General features: G+C 72.7%; 13 protein-coding genes and 1 riboswitch. Of the genes, 8 read left to right on the top strand and 5 right to left on the bottom strand.

All coding sequences use genetic code 11. The annotated features are described in order from the left end of the window. Window positions 1-26 precede the first annotated feature (26 nt). Window positions 27-413 (bottom strand): hypothetical protein, encoded by a 387-nt coding sequence (locus ACL02U_RS06470; protein WP_412789674.1) that lies wholly within the window; start codon window positions 411-413, stop codon window positions 27-29. 51 nt (window positions 414-464) lie between these two features. Beyond that, window positions 465-576, top strand: a riboswitch (TPP riboswitch). Between ACL02U_RS06470 and thiO the strand changes: the two genes are divergently transcribed. The 5 genes from thiO to ACL02U_RS06445 all read left to right on the top strand — a co-directional run bounded on the left by thiO (window position 574) and on the right by ACL02U_RS06445 (window position 6,006). Next, entirely contained in the window at window positions 574-1,731 is a 1,158-nt protein-coding gene (thiO, locus tag ACL02U_RS06465) for a glycine oxidase ThiO (protein WP_412789673.1), read from the top strand. It overlaps the preceding riboswitch by 3 nt. Continuing rightward, the gene (gene thiS, locus ACL02U_RS06460; protein ID WP_412789672.1) at window positions 1,728-1,928 is read left to right on the top strand and encodes a sulfur carrier protein ThiS; all 201 of its coding nucleotides are present in this window, start codon (window positions 1,728-1,730) and stop codon (window positions 1,926-1,928) included. The genes thiO and thiS overlap by 4 nt, the downstream gene beginning before the upstream one ends. A 3-nt stretch (window positions 1,929-1,931) precedes the next feature. Further along, on the top strand, window positions 1,932-2,726 hold the full coding sequence (locus ACL02U_RS06455) for a thiazole synthase (RefSeq protein ID WP_412789671.1): 795 nt from the start codon (window positions 1,932-1,934) through the stop codon (window positions 2,724-2,726). Between the two features lie 181 nt (window positions 2,727-2,907). Beyond that, window positions 2,908-4,836: a Stk1 family PASTA domain-containing Ser/Thr kinase gene (pknB, locus tag ACL02U_RS06450; protein WP_412789670.1), complete on the top strand. Its 1,929-nt coding sequence runs from the start codon at window positions 2,908-2,910 to the stop codon at window positions 4,834-4,836. A 267-nt stretch (window positions 4,837-5,103) separates the two neighbouring features. Continuing rightward, on the top strand, window positions 5,104-6,006 hold the full coding sequence (locus ACL02U_RS06445) for a deoxyribonuclease IV (RefSeq protein WP_412789669.1): 903 nt from the start codon (window positions 5,104-5,106) through the stop codon (window positions 6,004-6,006). An 88-nt stretch (window positions 6,007-6,094) separates the two neighbouring features. Here ACL02U_RS06445 and ACL02U_RS06440 read toward each other — a convergent pair whose 3' ends face one another. Next, window positions 6,095-6,727 (bottom strand): sulfite oxidase-like oxidoreductase, encoded by a 633-nt coding sequence (locus tag ACL02U_RS06440; protein ID WP_412789668.1) that lies wholly within the window; start codon window positions 6,725-6,727, stop codon window positions 6,095-6,097. Between the two features lie 177 nt (window positions 6,728-6,904). Here ACL02U_RS06440 and bfr point away from each other — a divergent pair, with 177 nt between their 5' ends. Beyond that, the gene (gene bfr / locus ACL02U_RS06435) at window positions 6,905-7,384 is read left to right on the top strand and encodes a bacterioferritin (protein WP_412789667.1); all 480 of its coding nucleotides are present in this window, start codon (window positions 6,905-6,907) and stop codon (window positions 7,382-7,384) included. A gap of 46 nt (window positions 7,385-7,430) precedes the next feature. Here bfr and ACL02U_RS06430 read toward each other — a convergent pair whose 3' ends face one another. Both ACL02U_RS06430 and ACL02U_RS06425 read right to left on the bottom strand, forming a co-directional pair. Further along, a complete protein-coding gene (locus ACL02U_RS06430) occupies window positions 7,431-7,664 on the bottom strand; it encodes a bacterioferritin-associated ferredoxin (protein ID WP_412789666.1) in 234 nt (77 codons plus the stop codon). Window positions 7,665-7,806: 142 nt separating this feature from the next. Next, a complete protein-coding gene (locus ACL02U_RS06425; RefSeq protein WP_412789665.1) occupies window positions 7,807-9,162 on the bottom strand; it encodes a class II 3-deoxy-7-phosphoheptulonate synthase in 1,356 nt (451 codons plus the stop codon). 195 nt (window positions 9,163-9,357) lie between these two features. On the opposite strand from ACL02U_RS06425, the gene ACL02U_RS06420 reads away from it, so the two are divergent. After that, the gene (locus ACL02U_RS06420; RefSeq protein ID WP_412789664.1) at window positions 9,358-12,204 is read left to right on the top strand and encodes an N-acetylmuramoyl-L-alanine amidase; all 2,847 of its coding nucleotides are present in this window, start codon (window positions 9,358-9,360) and stop codon (window positions 12,202-12,204) included. Window positions 12,205-12,489: 285 nt separating this feature from the next. Further along, a complete protein-coding gene (locus tag ACL02U_RS06415) occupies window positions 12,490-14,385 on the top strand; it encodes an anthranilate synthase family protein (RefSeq protein WP_412789663.1) in 1,896 nt (631 codons plus the stop codon). On the opposite strand, the gene ACL02U_RS06410 is transcribed toward ACL02U_RS06415, so the two are convergent. Further along, window positions 14,337-15,332, bottom strand: a complete 996-nt coding sequence (locus ACL02U_RS06410; protein ID WP_412789662.1) for a 2-hydroxyacid dehydrogenase — start codon at window positions 15,330-15,332, stop codon at window positions 14,337-14,339. The genes ACL02U_RS06415 and ACL02U_RS06410 overlap by 49 nt on opposite strands. Window positions 15,333-15,388: the final 56 nt, after the last annotated feature.

Raw genomic sequence — 15,388 nt, 5'->3', positions numbered from 1 at the left:
CGTGGCCCGCCGCTGCGTCCGCTCACTCACCTGATCACCCTAGTCAGCCGGCTTCCCACCGGTCCGCCGTCGTCGTCCGCGACCTGCTCCACCACGCTCGTCCCGCTGCCCTCCCGGGACTCCCACTCCCAGTCCTCCTCCAGCCGCACCCGCCCGTCCGGCAGCTCGAGGACGGTGGCCACGCAGTGCCCGGCGGACGTCGTACCGTCGCGGGTGAGCTGCACGTACCGGAAGTCCAGCCGGTCCCCCTCCCGGATACCCACCAGACGGCCGCGTACGACATCGCCGCCCGCGTACTCGGCCCAGATCCCGCCGTCCTGCTCGTGGTAGGCGAACCGGGTAGCGGCGCCGACCTGGCCGGGGGCCTGGTCGGCCACCGGGGCGAGGACGAGGCCGTCGAGCGATCGGGCCATGGTGCGAGGCTCCCTTACAGGCACGGTCCGGGCGGGCTAGGGTGGCCACCGTAAAGCACTCGCGGGAGCCCGGACGCACCGGGCTGAGAGGGAGGCTGGCGGCCTCCGACCGTACGAACCTGATCCGGGTCATGCCGGCGAAGGGAGGGGCTGGACGCCCATGTCGCCCACGCGTACACCTGACGTCCTCGTCATCGGGGGCGGGATCATCGGGCTGGTGACGGCCTGGCGGGCCGCCCAGCGCGGACTCGCCGCCGCGGTGGTGGACCCGGACCCCGGCGGCGGCGCCGCACAGGTGGCCGCCGGGATGCTGGCCGCCGTCACGGAGCTGCACCACGGCGAGCAGACACTGCTCGGCCTGAACCTGGCGTCGGCCCGCCGCTACCCGGGCTTCGCGGCCGAACTCACCGACCTCACCGGGCAGGACCTCGGCTACCGCCGCTGCGGCACGCTCGCCGTGGCTCTGGACTCCGACGACCGGGCCGAGCTGCGCGAACTGCACGCCCTGCAGCGGCAGTCCGGGCTCGACTCGCAGTGGCTGTCCGGTCGGGACTGCCGCCGGCTGGAGCCGATGCTCGCGCCGGGCGTGCGCGGCGGGCTCCGCGTCGACGGGGACCACCAGATCGACCCGCGCCGGCTCGCGGCCGCGCTGCTCGCGGCCTGCGGGCGGGCCGGCGTGGTGCTGCACCGGGAGCGGGCCGAACGGCTCACGGTGGCCGGGGACCGGGCCACCGGCGTGGTCACCCGCTCGGGCGCGGTGCTCGGCGCCGGGCAGGTGGTGCTCGCCGCGGGAAGCTGGAGCGGGCGGCTGGCGGGCGTGCCGGACGACGTGCTTCCGCCGGTCAGGCCGGTGAAGGGGCAGGTGCTGCGGCTGAGCGTGCCGCAGCGGTACGCGCCCTTCCTCAGTCGCACCGTGCGCGCGGTGGTGCGCGGCAGCCAGGTCTACCTGGTGCCGCGGGAGAACGGCGAGCTGGTGGTGGGCGCGACCAGTGAGGAGCTGGGCTGGGACACCACGGTGACCGCGGGCGGCGTGTACGAGCTGCTGCGCGACGCCCACGAGCTGGTGCCGGGGCTGACGGAGCTGCCGCTGACCGAGACGCGGGCCGGGCTGCGCCCCGGTTCCCCGGACAACGCGCCGCTGCTCGGGCCGACCGCCCTGGACGGGCTGCTGCTGGCCACCGGTCACCACCGCAACGGCGTGCTGCTGACCCCGGTCACCGGCGAGGTACTGGCGCACGCCCTGGTCACCGGGGGGCTGCCGGAGGAGGCGCGGGCGTTCAGCCCGCGGCGGTTCGCCCCGGTGGAGCGGGCCGCGTGAACATCTCCGTCAACGGTGCGCCGCGCGAGGTCGCCGAGGGCACCGCCCTCGACTCGGTCGTCCGGTCCCTGACCGGGGCCCCGTCCGGCGTCGCCGCCGCTCTCAACGAGACCGTCGTCCCGCGCGCGCAGTGGCCGTCGGCCCGCCTCGCCGAAGGCGACCGCGTCGAGGTCCTGACCGCAGTCCAAGGAGGCTGACCCGTGGCCGAGGATCCCTTCGTCGTCGGGGGTACGCCCTTCGCGTCCCGCCTGATCATGGGCACCGGCGGTGCCCCGAGCCTGGAGGTGCTGGAGCGGGCGCTGGTGGCGTCCGGCACGGAGCTGACGACGGTGGCGATGCGGCGGGTGGACCCGTCGGTGCACGGATCCGTGCTGTCGGTGCTGGACCGGCTCGGGATCCGGGTGCTGCCGAACACCGCGGGCTGCCGTACGGCCGGGGAGGCGGTGCTCACCGCTCGCCTGGCACGCGAGGCGCTGGGCACGGACCTGGTGAAGCTGGAGGTCGTCGCCGACGAGCGCACCCTGCTGCCCGATCCGGTGGAGCTGCTGGACGCGGCCGAGACGCTGGTCGACGACGGTTTCACGGTCCTGCCCTACACCAACGACGACCCGGTGCTGGCGCGGCGGCTGGAGGAGGTCGGCTGCGCGGCGGTCATGCCGCTGGGCTCGCCGATCGGCTCCGGTCTCGGCATCCGCAATCCGCACAACTTCCAGCTCATCGTGGAGCAGGCGGGCGTGCCGGTGATCCTGGACGCGGGGGCGGGCACGGCCTCGGACGCGGCGCTGGCGATGGAGCTGGGGTGCGCGGGCGTGATGCTCGCCTCCGCGGTGACGCGGGCCCGGGACCCGGAGTCGATGGCCGCGGCGATGCGGCACGCGGTGGAGGCGGGCCGGCTGGCGCGGCGGGCCGGCCGGATCCCGCAGCGGTGGTTCGCGCAGGCGTCGTCGCCGGCCCGGGGCCGCGCGGTACTGGATCCGGAGCGGCCGGCCTTCTGAGCACGCGGCCCTCCGCCCGGGGCGCACGGCTCTCCGCCGGGGCGCACGGCCTCCGCCCGGGGCGCGCAGCCCTGCGCGCGGTCTTCCGGGCCCTCGGGAGCGCGTCACAGGTCGGCTGCAGTCCCGCCCCGATCCTGTGGAAGGGAACGGGGTGTCGGTGACGGCTCGTAGACTCACCCGCGTGGACACGACCCTTGAGGACCCTCTGGTCGGGCGGCTGCTCGACGGGCGGTACCGCGTCGAGGCGCGGATCGCGGTCGGCGGGATGGCCACGGTCTACCGGGCCGTGGACACCCGCCTGGACCGCGTGCTCGCGCTGAAGGTGATGCACCCGGCGCTCGCGGCGGACGGCTCCTTCGTGGAGCGGTTCATCCGGGAGGCGAAGTCCGTCGCCCGGCTGGCCCACCCGAACGTGGTGCAGGTCTTCGACCAGGGCACCGACGGTTCGTACGTCTACCTGGCCATGGAGTACGTCGCCGGCTGCACCCTGCGCGACGTGCTGCGCGAGCGCGGGGCGCTGCAGCCCAGGGCGGCGCTGGACATCCTGGAGCCGGTGCTGGCCGCGCTCGGCGCGGCGCACCGGGCCGGGTTCGTGCACCGGGACATGAAGCCGGAGAACGTCCTGATAGGGGACGACGGACGGGTCAAGGTGGCCGACTTCGGGCTGGTGCGCTCCGTGGACACGGTCACCAGCACCACCGGTGCCGTACTCGGCACGGTGTCCTACCTCGCCCCGGAGCAGATCGAGCACGGCACCGCCGATCCGCGCGCCGACGTGTACGCCTGCGGGGTGGTGCTGTACGAGATGCTGACCGGCGGCCGGCCGCACGACGGCGACTCCGCCGCAGCGGTGCTCTACAGGCACCTGCACGAGGACGTGCCGCCGCCGTCGGCCGCGGTGCCGGGGACGGCGCGCGCGCTGGACGGGCTGGTGGCGTCGGCCACCGCGCGGGCGGCCGGGACCCGGCCGGAGGACGCGGTGGCGCTGCTGGCGCAGGTGCGCGAGGCGCGCGCGACGCTCTCCGCGGCGGAGCTGGACGCAGTACCGCCGCAGGCCCTCTCGGCGGAGCACGACAACGCCGAGGACCGCACGAGCGTCATCCCCCGTTCGATGACGCTGCCGCGCCTGCTGCCGGTCGGCGAGGAGGACCGGCCGGAGGGCCCGGTCCACCGCACCAGCCGTCTGCAGTCCCCGCCGCCCGCCCCGCGGCGGGGCCCGGTGCGCTTCCGGCCGCGGATCATGACGATCGTCGTCGCCGTACTGCTGGTGCTCGGCGCCGGTGGGGGCCTGTGGTACATCAACTCCGGGCAGTTCACCAAGGTGCCGCCGCTGCTGTCGCAGACCGAGGCGCAGGCCCGCGAGCGGCTGGCGGGCGCCGGGCTGGACGTGGGCGAGGTGCGGCGCGCCTTCAGCGACACCGTCGAGCGCGGCAGCGTCATCAGCTCCGACCCCGCGCCGGGCGCCCGGGTCCGCAACAACGCCTCCGTGTCGCTGACGGTCTCGCGGGGCCCGGAGACGGTGAAGGTCCCGGACCTGGCGGGCTACCGGCTGGACAAGGCGCGTTCGGTGCTGAAGGACGCGGGTCTGGAGCCGGGGATGGTGACCCGGCGGTTCAGCGCGGAGGTCCCGAGGGGCTTCGTGATCGCCTCGGAGCCGGTGGCGGGCACCCAGCGGCACGCGGGTTCCGCGATCGCCCTCGACGTCAGCAAGGGCAGTCCCGTGGACGTGCCCGACGTCACCGGCGAGGACCTGGACGCGGCGAAGGACGACCTGGCGGGTGCGGGTCTGAAGGCGGAGGTCGCCGGCGAGCGGGTCAACTCCCCGTTCGACGCCGGGCAGGTCGCCGCGCAGACGCCGGGCGGCGGCGGAGAGGCGGCCGAGGGCGACACGGTGACGCTGACCCTGTCGAAGGGGCCGGAGATGGTCGAGGTCCCGGACGTGGTGGGTGAGCACGTGGACGAGGCCAAGAAGCGGTTGGAGGGCGCCGGTTTCGAGGTCGAGGAGGACCGCGGGCTGCTCGGCCTGTTCGGCGACACCGTCCACAAGCAGTCCGTCAAGGGCGGCGACCGGGCGCCCAAGGGGTCGAAGATCAAGATCACCATCCGCTGACGGGCGACGCGGCACCGGTCCGCCGGGGCGACCCACACCGCCGGGGCGACCCACACCGCCGGGGCGACCCACACCGCCGGGGCGACCCACACCGCCGGGGCGACCCGCACCGCCGCGCCGGCACCGCGTCGCCACCCGGCCGCGCCGCTCTTCGACACCTCGCCACCCCGCCGCGCCGTCTCGCCGTCTCGCCGTCTCGCCGTCTCGCCGCGGGATCCGCACCCCGCCCGGCGGGGGCGGCACCGCTGCTGGCATGCTGGACGGGCGATGAGCAGCACCTCTTCTCCCTCCCTCCCGCGCAACCCGGTCGGCGCGCACGTCCCGGTGGCCGGCGGCCTGCACTCGGTGGGGCTGTCGTACGCCCGTGAGCTGAAGGCCGAGGCCGTGCAGGTCTTCGTCGCCAACCCGCGGGGCTGGGCCACGCCCACCGGGAACCCGCGGCAGGACGAGGCCTTCCGCGACGCCTGCGCGCAGGCGTCGCTGCCGGTGTACGTGCACGCGCCCTATCTGATCAACTTCGGCTCCCACACGGAGGCGACCGTGGAGCGCTCGGTGGCCTCGCTGCGGCACTCGCTGCGGCGGGGGCGGGAGATCGGCGCGCTGGGCGTGGTCGTGCACACCGGGAGCGCGACGGGCGGGCGGCAGCGGTCGGTGGCGCTGCGGCAGGTCCGGGAGCGGCTGCTGCCGCTGCTGGAGGAACTCGTCCACGACGACGATCCGTTCCTGCTGCTGGAGTCGACCGCCGGCCAGGGTGCCTCGCTGTGCGCGCGGACCTGGGACTTCGGGCCGTACTTCGAGGCGCTGGACGCCCACCCGAAGCTCGGCGTGTGCCTGGACACCTGCCACATCTTCGCCGCGGGGCACGACCTGACCGGCCCGGACGGCATGCACCGGACGCTGGACCTGCTCGTGGACACGGTCGGCGAGGGCCGGCTGAAGCTCGTCCACGCCAACGACTCCAAGGACGTCGTCGGCGCGCACAAGGACCGGCACGCGAACATCGGTGCCGGGCACATCGGCGAGGAGCCGTTCCGGGCGCTGATGACGCATCCGGCGACGGCCGGGGTGCCGCTGGTCACCGAGACGCCCGGCGGCAGTCAGGGGCACGCGGCGGACGTGGAGCGGCTGAAGAAGCTCAGGGCGCCGTCCGCCCAGAGTTACCCCGGCTAGGGATCGGCTCCTCGCTCGTGCGGCACCGACGTACGAGACCGAGGGCGGGCATACGGCAACCGCCGGCCAACGGCCTCCCGGCCGGGGCTCACAGTTCGGGGCCGTCGCCCGGCTCCTCCTGGTAGGAGTACCGCTGCTCCTGCCAGGGGTCGCCGATGTTGTGGTAGCCGCGCTCCTCCCAGAACCCGCGGCGGTCGGCGGTCATGTACTCCACGCCCCGCACCCACTTGGGGCCCTTCCAGGCGTACAGGTGGGGGACGACCAGCCGCAGCGGGAAGCCGTGTTCGGCGGTCAGCAGCTCGCCGTCCCGGTGGGTGGCGAACAGGGTGCGCTCGGCGGTGAAGTCGTGGAGGCGCAGGTTGGAGCTGAAGCCGTACTCCGCCCACACCATCACATGGGTGACGCCGGGCGCGGGCGGCGCGATGTCCAGGACGGCCCGTGCGGGAACGCCGCCCCACTCGGCACCGACCATGCTGAACTTCGTCACGCAGTGCAGATCGGCCACGACGGTGGTGTACGGCAGGGCCGTGAACTCCTCGTGGGTCCAGCAGTGCTTCTCCCCGTCCGCCGTGGCGCCGAAGACCCGGAACTCCCAGCGTTCGGGCCGGAACTTCGGCACCGGGCCGTAGTGCGTGACCGGCCAGCCCTTCTGCAGGCGTTGTCCCGGCGGGAGCTCGGACTGTGCTGCTTCTCCAGACGCGCGCTCCAGCGGATGACCCATGGCTCCATCCTGACAGACCCGGGGCGGTGCACATGACCAGGCACCCCGCGGCACGAACCGGACAACGAGCACCTATCTGCCGCTTGACCACTAAGCACACACTTACTGGACGATCTTCGCGCTCGATGCAATCATGCCGCCGCACCCCCGCACCCCCTGTGGAAGGAGCCTGGCGCGATGCAGGGCGACCCCGAGGTCCTCGAGTTCCTCAACGAGCAGTTGACCGGCGAGCTGACCGCGATCAACCAGTACTTCCTGCACTCGAAGATGCAGGAGAACTTCGGCTGGACGAAGCTCGCCGCGTACACGCGGCACGAGTCCTTCGACGAGATGAAGCACGCCGAGGTGATCACCGACCGGATCCTGCTGCTGGACGGGCTGCCGAACTACCAGCGGCTGTTCCACGTGCGGGTCGGGCAGAGCCTCACCGAGATGTTCGAGGCCGACCGGCAGGTCGAGGTGGAGGCGATCGACCGGCTGCGGCGCGGCATCAGGGTCATGCGCGAGAAGGGCGACATCACGTCGGCGAACATCTTCGAGTCGATCCTGGCGGACGAGGAGCAGCACATCGACTACCTGGACACCCAGCTGGCCCTGGTGGAGAAGCTCGGCGAGGCCCTCTACATCGCACAGCTGATCGAGCAACCGGAGGGGTGATCGCACGCCCGCGGCACGCCCGGCGGCACGCCTCCCCGGCCCGCCCTCAGGCCGCTTCCTCCAGCGCCCCGAGCGCCGGCCCGCCCTGCTCGGCGAGGTCGCGCCGGGGGCAGGCGCCGCGACCGAGGAGGGCCTGGATGCGCCGTACGCAGGAGCCGCAGTCCGTGCCCGCCTTGCAGGCGGAGGCTATCTGGCGCGGGGTGCAGGCCCCGTCCCGGGCGTGCTGCCGGACCTCGCGCTCCGTGACACCGAAGCAGCTGCAGACGTACACGCGGTCCACCTCCCGACGGGATCGCTCTCCTCGACTGCCATCCCGTTATCCGGTGAGGCAAACCTAACCTTAGCCGCCTCGGCGGGTTCGCAAAAGGGGCAGGGGCGCGGATCCGGTGTGATCCGCGCCCCACGATGCCCGATGCGGGCCGTCACTGATCCCGGTACATCTCCGCGACCAGGAAGGCCAGGTCCAGCGACTGGCTGCGGTTGAGCCGCGGATCGCAGGCCGTCTCGTAGCGCTGGTGCAGGTCGTCGACGAAGATCTCGTCGCCGCCGCCCACGCACTCGGTGACGTCGTCGCCGGTCAGCTCCACGTGGATGCCGCCCGGGTGGGTGCCCAGCGCCTTGTGGACCTCGAAGAAGCCCTTCACCTCGTCGAGCACGTCGTCGAAGCGGCGCGTCTTGTGGCCGGAGGCCGCCTCGAAGGTGTTGCCGTGCATCGGGTCGGTGACCCAGGCCACGGCGGCACCGGAGGCGGTGACCTTCTCCACCAGCTCCGGCAGCCGCTCCCGGATCTTGTCCGCGCCCATCCGGACGACGAAGGTCAGCCGGCCCGGCTCGCGCTCCGGGTCCAGTCGCTCGACGTACTGCAGCGCCTCCTCAGCCGTCGTGCTCGGGCCGAGCTTGATGCCGATCGGGTTGCGGATCCTCGAGGCGAACTCGATGTGCGCGTGGTCGAGCTGCCGGGTCCGCTCGCCGATCCACACCATGTGCCCGGAGACGTCGTACAGCTGCCCGGTGCGGGAGTCCACCCTGGTCAGCGCCGACTCGTAGTCGAGCAGCAGCGCCTCGTGCGAGGCGAAGAACTCGACCGTCTTGAACTCCTCCGGGTCGGCCCCGCAGGCGTGCATGAAGTTCAGCGCGTTGTCGATCTCGCGGGCCAGCTGCTCGTACCGCTGGCCGGACGGCGAGGACCTGACGAAGTCCTGGTTCCAGGCGTGCACCTGGCGCAGGTCGGCGTAGCCGCCGGTGGTGAAGGCGCGCACCAGGTTCAGCGTGGACGCGGAGGCGTGGTACATCCGCTTCAGCCGCTCGGGGTCCGGGATGCGGGCGGCCTCGCTGAACTCGAAGCCGTTGACCGAGTCGCCGCGGTAGGTCGGCAGTGTCACGCCGTCGCGGGTCTCGGTGGGCTTCGAGCGCGGCTTGGAGTACTGGCCCGCGATCCGGCCCACCTTGACGACGGGGACGGACGCGGCGTACGTCAGCACGGCACCCATCTGCAGCAGCGTCTTGAGCTTGTTGCGGATGTGGTCGGCGGACACGCCGTCGAAGGCCTCGGCGCAGTCGCCGCCCTGGAGGAGGAACGCCTCGCCCCGGGCGACGGCCCCCAACCGGGCGCGCAGCTGGTCGCACTCGCCCGCGAAGACGAGCGGCGGATAGGCCTCGAGGTCCGCGATCACCTTGCGCAGAGCCTCGGGGTCGGGGTAATCGGGCTGCTGCGCCGCGGGCAGGTCTCGCCAGGTCGCCACGGGGGCGACGGCGTGGGTTTCAGCGTTCACGGTCACCTCGACAACATTACGCGGTCACCGGAGCCGCCCCGGCGCACGTTCGGAACGTGAGACGCCGCGGCGACGGCTCCGGCGCGCCCGGGCCGGCGCGGGACACCCCCCGGAGCACCCGCGGACCGAAGTACTTGGTAACCTCACGGACCTTTGAACTTTGCATCACCACAATCTCAACAGCATCGCAGGGGTGGGACTTTGACCGCGGGGCACCGAAGAGATCGAAAGAAGAAACGACTGCTCGTCTACGGGGTGGCCACGGCCGCCGCGATCGCTACCACCGCCGGCAGCCTGGCTCTCGCCGCACCCGGTTTCCTGGGCTCCGACGACACCAAGAACCCCGTCGCGCCGGGCGCCCGGCTCCAGTCGGAGTTCGCCAAGGCGGCCGCGGAGTTCGACGTGCCGCAGAGCGTGCTGATGGCGGTCTCGTACCGGCAGACGCGCTGGGAGGACCACGACGGGCTGCCGAGCACCACCGGCGCGTACAACGTGATGGGGCTCACGGACGTCGACAAGAGCGACCTGGTGAGCAGCAAGGGCGGCAAGGCGGACGAGCGCGCCCAGCTGCTCGACCGGATGAACCGCAGCGGCGACCCGGCGATCGAGAAGCACTTCGACGCGGACAAGGCGCTCCAGCACCAGCCCGAGAAGAAGGCCGTCGACACCAGCGATCCGCGGCTGCACACCCTGGACAAGGCCGCCGACCTGATCGGCGCCTCGTCGAAGAAGGTGCGCAAGAGCACCCGGGACAGCATCCGGGCGGGTGCCGCGCTCCTCGCCAAGTACGAGAAGGAGGCCACCGGCTCGCTGCCCGACGACCCGGGCGCCTGGTACCCGGCGGTCGCCCGCGCGAGCCAGGCCACCGACAGCAAGGGTGCGGACCTCTTCGCCACGCGCGTCTACGAGTCGATCAGGACCGGTGAGCAGCGCGTCACCGCGGACGGCCAGAGCGTCTCGCTGAAGGCCGACCCGTCGGTGCGGCCGAAGGGCAAGTCGGACCTCAAGCTCGCCGCCGCCGTCGCCGGCACCACCCCGACACCGGACTGCCCGGCCGGCCTGAACTGCGACTTCCGGCCCGCCGCTTACCAGCAGAACGGTTCGCTGGAGGACTGGGGCAACTACGGCATCGCCAACCGGCCCGAGAAGGGCCACGAGATCCGCTACATCGTCATCCACGACACCGAGGGCAGCTACGACGGCTCGCTCGCGGTGTTCCAGAACTCCTACAGCTACGCCAGCGCGCACTACATGATCCGCGCCTCCGACGGTCTGGTCACCCAGATGGTGGAGAACAAGAACGAGGCGTGGCACGCCGCCAACAAGACCCTCAACATGCACTCGATCGGCATCGAGCACGAGGGCTACGCGATCAAGGAGGGGAGCTGGTACACCGAGCCGGAGTACGAGTCCTCCGCGACGCTGGTGAAGTACCTGGCGAACAAGTACGGCGTCCCGCTGGACCGTGAGCACATCATCGGCCACGACGAGGTCCCGGGCATCCTGGACGCCAAGGTCAAGTCCCAGCACTGGGACCCGGGCCCCTTCTGGGACTGGAACCACTACATGCAGCTGATGGGCGCACCGACCGGTGTCGGCGGCCCCGGCGGCCCGTACCGGGCCGGTCAGCTCATCCGCATCACCCCGCCGTTCACCACGGTGAACCAGCCGCCGCTCACCAACGGCGGCACTGCGGTCGACCCGCAGCCGGCGAACTTCATGTACCTGTACAGCTCGCCGTCCACCGGCGCGTCCAAGATCAGCGACCCGTACCTGGGCTCCTCCGCGTCCTGGAGCGAGGGCTGGAACTGGGGCGACAAGGTGGTGGCCGGCGGCGAGTACGTCGTCGCCGAGGCGCAGCGCGACTGGACCGCGATCTGGTACGGCGGGCGGAAGGCCTGGTTCTACAACCCGGGCGGCCAGTGGACCACGGCCGTCGGCACCGGCAAGGTGGTCACCCCGAAGTCGGGCCTGAGCTCGATCCAGGTGTTCGGGCGCGCCTACCCCGACGCGGCCGCGTACGACGGCACCGGCGTGCCGGTGCAGGACTCCAACGACGCCTCCCTGACGAAGTACAGCGTGGCCGCCGGGCAGAAGTACGAGCTCAGCGGCGCGGCGGTGCCCGGCACCTACTACAACAGCGGCACCATCGACGGTTCCGGCACCGGTTCCCGCGTCCTGGTGGTGGGCAGCAACAGCTTCTACCCGATCCGCTACAACCACCGGGTGGCCTGGGTCCGCGCCTCGGACGTCCAGGTGGTCGACAGCACCGCGCCCGACCCGGGGACCGACCGCTACAACATCCTCGGCCGGGACTCCTCGGGCCAGCTGTGGCAGTACCAGGGCACCGGCGACGCCTCCGCCCCGTACTTCCACCGCTACCGGATCGGCTGGGGCTGGAACATCTACTCCCTCGTGACGTCGCTGACCGCGATGCGCGCGGACGGCACCGGTGACATGGTCGCCCGCGACAAGGACGGCGTGCTCTGGTACTACAAGGGCAGCGGCGACCCCGCCTCGCCGTACCTGGGGCGCACCAAGGTGGGCGCCGGCTGGAACATCTACGACGTCGTCACCGGCGCGCGGGACCTGACCGGCGACGGCAAGCCCGACATGGTCGCCCGCGACAAGGACGGCGTGCTCTGGCTCTACCAGGGCACCGGCGACACCGCACGGCCGTTCCTGCCCCGCACCCGCATCGGCGCGGGCTGGCAGATCTACAGCATGATGACCGACACCGGCGACTTCACCGGTGACGGCAGGGCCGACCTGGTCGCGACCGACAAGGACGGCGGACTGTGGCTGTACCAGGGCACCGGCAACGCCGCCGCCCCCTACAAGCCGCGGGTCAAGATCGGCTTCGGCTGGAACATCTACAACCTGCTGCGCGGGCCGAGCGACCTCGACCGCGACGGCAAGCCCGACCTGATCGCCCGTGACAAGGACGGCGGGCTCTGGCTGTACCGGGGCACCGGCAACGCCGCCGCCCCGTACGCCTCCCGGATCAAGATCGGCTTCGGCTGGAACACCTACGGCATGATCATCTGATCGGCCCGGATCCGCGGCAACGGCCCGCGGCGCCCCGGCCGTCCCGCCCCGCGGGACGCGCTGCGGCACCGCGGGCCGTTGCGCTACCATCTGCCGCATGCCCGCGCCGACACATCAGAACTGGTGGTGGACCGCTTCTCCGGCGGCCCACTGACGCGCGTACGCACCACTTCGCGAAGGCCGCCCGAGGGGCGGCCTTCGCCATGTCCGGGCAGCCGTCCGGCACCCGGGGCCGTCCCTCACCGAACCGCTCAGTGACGGAAGACGGAAGAGGAACCCCCGATCATGGACCTGGAACAGCTCCCGGCCGACCCACGCCCGTTCGCCCTGCTGCGCCGCCGCACGCCGGGCCTCGACCAGGACACGGTGGAGCTGCTGCTCGGCCCGGTCCACGACTGCGAACGGCTCGCCGACCTGCCCGACGAGGGCCTCGCCCTGGTGCCCTTCCGGCAGATCCGGGAGCGCGGCTTCGACGTCCGCGACGACGGCACACCACTGACGGTGCTGCTGCCCGAGGAGCGGCACGCGTTCCCGCTCGCGGAGGCCCTCCGCGCGCTGCCGGCCCACCGGGTGCGGGTCGAGGACGGCGGGTTCGACGTCGCCGACGAGGAGTACGCCGACGTCGTCGAGCGGGTGCTGCGCGAGGAGATCGGGCGGGGCGAGGGCGCGAACTTCGTGATCCGCCGCACCTACGAGGGCGGGATCCCCGGATTCGGGCGGGCCGACGCCCTGGCCCTGTTCCGGCGGCTGCTGGAGGGCGAGCGCGGCGCGTACTGGACGTTCGTCGTGCACACCGGGGAGCGGACGCTGGTCGGCGCAAGCCCCGAGGTGCACGTGCGGATGTCCGGCGGGACCGTCGTGATGAACCCGATCAGCGGGACGTACCGCTATCCGGCCGGCGGGCCGACCGCCGAGCACCTGCTGGAGTTCCTCGCCGACGGCAAGGAGAGGGAGGAGCTCTCCATGGTGGTCGACGAGGAGCTGAAGATGATGTGCACGGTCGGCGACCGGGGCGGGGTCGTCGTCGGACCGCGGCTGAAGGAGATGGCGCACCTGGCGCACACCGAGTACGAGCTGCGCGGCAGGTCGTCGCTGGACGTCCGGGAGGTGCTGCGGGAGACCCTGTTCGCCGCCACCGTCACCGGCTCGCCGGTGCAGAACGCCTGCCGGGTGATCGAGCGGCACGAGCCGCCGGGGCGGGACGGCACCGCGCGCGGCTACTACGCGGGCGCGCTGGCCCTGCTCGGCCGGGACTCCGGGGGCGCCCAGACCCTGGACTCCCCCATCCTCATCCGCACCGCGGACGTCTCCCGGGACGGCCGGCTGCGCGTCGCGGTCGGCGCGACCCTGGTGCGCGGCTCGGACCCGGCGGGCGAGGTCGCCGAGACGCACGCCAAGGCGGCCGGTGTCCTGGCGGCGCTGGGCGTCCGGCCGGCGCGGCCCCGCGAGGAGCGCGCCCTGCCCCGGCTGGCCGACGACCCGCGGGTGCGGGCCGCGCTGGACGCGCGGCGCGAGGCGCTGGCGCCGTTCTGGCTGCGGATGCAGGAGCCGGTCCGGGAGCTGACCGGGCACGCGCTGGTCGTGGACGGCGAGGACACCTTCACGGCGATGCTGGCGCACCTGCTGCGGTCGAACGGGCTGGAGGTGACGGTGCGCCGCTACGACGAGCCGGGGCTATCCGACCGGGCGCGGGCGCACCCGGGGCCGCTGGTGCTGGGCCCGGGCCCCGGTGACCCCGCTGATCCGGCCGACCCGAAGATGCGGATGCTGCGGGAACTCGCCGCCCGCGCGCTGCGGGAGCACCGGCACCCGGTGCTCGGGGTGTGCCTCGGGCACGAGCTGCTCGCGGCCGAACTCGGGCTGGAGCTGGTGCGCAAGCAGGTGCCGTACCAGGGGGCCCAGACGGAGATCGACTTCTTCGGGCGCACCCTCACCGCCGGCTTCTACAACAGCTTCACGGCCCGCTGCGACGACGCCGCGGCGCGGGAACTGGCCGAGCGGGGCGTCGAAGTGAGCCGGAGCCCTTCGGGCGAGGTGCACGCGGTGCGCGGGGACGGCTTCGCCGGGGTGCAGTTCCACCCCGAGTCGGTGCTGACCCTGGACGGCGCCGCCGTGGTCCGGGAGCTGCTCGGTCAGCCGCGCGGCACCAGCACGTTCTCCGAGCGGCGGCCGGCCCGGTAGTCGAGGACGTTGGTCACGGTGGTCTCGACGATCTGCCCGACGGCGTCCTCGGTGTAGTACGCCTGGTGGGACGTGACCAGCACGTTGGGGAAGGTGAGCAGGCGGGCCAGGGTGTCGTCCTCGATGGCCTGGAGGGACTTGTCGAGGAAGAACAGGCCCGCCTCCGCCTCGTACACGTCGAGGCCGACGCCGGTGAAGCGGCCCTCGCGGAGTTCGTCGACGAGGGCCGCGGTGTCGATGAGGCCGCCGCGGCTGGAGTTCACCAGGATCGCGTCGTCCCGCATGATCTTCAGCGCGTCCGCGTCGATCAGGTGCTGCGTCGCGGGCATCAGCGGCACGTGCAGGCTGATCAGGTCGGACTCGGCGAGGAGCTGCTCCTTGGTCACGTAGGTCATGCCGAGGTCCCGGCAGGCCGGGTTCTCGGCGACGTCCCAGCCGAGCAGCCGCATGCCGAAGCCGTGGGCGATACGGGCGAACGCCACACCGATCTTGCCGGTGCCGAGCACTCCGGCGGTACGGCCGTGCATGTCGCGGCCCATCAGGCCGTGGAGCCGGAAGTCGAAGTCCCGGGTGCGGGTGGAGGCGCGCACGATCCGCCGGTTGACGGCCATCGCGAGCGTCCAGGCGAACTCCGCCACCGAGTACGGCGAGTAGTACGACACCCGGGCGACCGTCATGCCGAGCCGCTCGGCCACGGGCAGGTCGACGTTGTTGAAGCCGGTCGAGCGCTGGGCGACCATCCGGGTGCCGCCGGCCGCGAGGATCTCCAGGACGCGGTTCCCCAGGTCGGCGTTGACGCTGGTGGAGACCACCTCGTAGCCCGCCGCGATGGGCGCGGTGTCCTCGTTGAGGAACACGTCCAGGCAGCGGATCTCGTGGTGGCCGGCGAAGGCCCGCTCCATGAGGGGCTTCTCGTCCGCCTGCACTCCGAAGGCGAGGATCTCCACGGCACCTTCCCACTCTGCTCGGCCGGCGGCCCGACGACCCGGACCTGGCCCGAATA

The sequence above is a fragment of the Streptomyces sp. MS06 genome, from assembly GCF_047200655.1.
Taxonomy (GTDB): Bacteria; Actinomycetota; Actinomycetes; order Streptomycetales; family Streptomycetaceae; genus Streptomyces.
The sequence above is the reverse complement of the archived record's forward strand: the minus strand, read 5'-3'. Positions and strand labels throughout refer to the sequence as shown.

Coding starts and splice junctions, on each gene's coding strand:
- ACL02U_RS06440 (WP_412789668.1), bottom strand. CDS start 6,727: ATGGGTCATCCGCTGGAGCGCGCGTCTGGAGAAGCAGCACAGTCCGAG.
- thiO (WP_412789673.1), top strand. CDS start 574: ATGTCGCCCACGCGTACACCTGACGTCCTCGTCATCGGGGGCGGGATC.
- bfr (WP_412789667.1), top strand. CDS start 6,905: ATGCAGGGCGACCCCGAGGTCCTCGAGTTCCTCAACGAGCAGTTGACC.
- ACL02U_RS06470 (WP_412789674.1), bottom strand. CDS start 413: ATGGCCCGATCGCTCGACGGCCTCGTCCTCGCCCCGGTGGCCGACCAG.
- ACL02U_RS06415 (WP_412789663.1), top strand. CDS start 12,490: ATGGACCTGGAACAGCTCCCGGCCGACCCACGCCCGTTCGCCCTGCTG.
- ACL02U_RS06445 (WP_412789669.1), top strand. CDS start 5,104: ATGAGCAGCACCTCTTCTCCCTCCCTCCCGCGCAACCCGGTCGGCGCG.